At 51.1% G+C, this 947-nt stretch carries 1 rRNA gene; it reads right to left on the bottom strand.

The window, feature by feature from the left end:
- Positions 1 to 947, bottom strand: a 23S ribosomal RNA gene (locus tag U8T64_RS13825); the annotation flags it as partial.

Here is a 947-nt window from a genome sequence, read left to right as displayed (position 1 = left end):
CCCAAGCTTCGGTGTACACTTTAGCCCCGTTAAATTTTCGGCGCAGGGTCACTCGACCAGTGAGCTATTACGCACTCTTTTAATGAATGGCTGCTTCTGAGCCAACATCCTGGTTGTCTAGGCAACCCCACATCCTTTTCCACTTAAGCGTACTTTGGGACCTTAGCTGTGGGTCTGGGCTGTTTCCCTTTTGACAATGAAACTTATCTCACACTGTCTGACTCCCGTACATCGATTATCTGGCATTCTGAGTTTGATAGGCTTCGGTACCCTCTCGGGCCCTAGGCCATTCAGTGCTTTACCTCCAGTAATCTAATACAAGGCTAGTCCTAAAACTATTTCGGAGAGAACCAGCTATCTCCGGGTTCGATTGGAATTTCTCCGCTACCCACACCTCATCCGCTACCATTTCAACGGGAGTCGGTTCGGTCCTCCATGGAGTTTTACCTCCACTTCAACCTGGACATGGGTAGGTCACCCGGTTTCGGGTCGAATACAACTGACTTCCTAACGATCGTAAGATCGTTTGCGCCCTATTCAGACTCGCTCTCGCTACGGCTCCGTGCCTGAAGCACTTAACCTTGCCAGTTACATTCACTCGCCGGACCATTCTACAAAAGGTACCCGATCACCCATTGACGGGCTCTCGGTGCTTGTAAGCACAAGGTTTCAGGTTCTATTTCACTCCCCTCCCGGGGTGCTTTTCACCTTTCCTTCACAGTACTATTCTCTATCGGTCACTGGGTAGTATTTAGGCTTGGAGGGTGGTCCCCCCGTATTCCCACCGGGTTTCACGTGTCCGGCGGTACTCTGGATACAGCTAGCTCTGCTTGCCTTTCGCATACGTGACTCTCACACTTTCTCGTCGGCCTTCCCATGCCGTTCTGCTAGGCTTACAGATACACATCGCTGTCCAAACCCCGGAGATATTACTACCTCCGGTTTGG

The sequence above is a fragment of the Neglectibacter caecimuris genome, assembly GCF_034335015.1.
In the GTDB taxonomy this organism is placed as follows: Bacteria; Bacillota; Clostridia; order Oscillospirales; family Acutalibacteraceae; genus Acutalibacter; species Acutalibacter caecimuris_A.
This window is presented reverse-complemented; position numbering and strand designations above follow the sequence as displayed.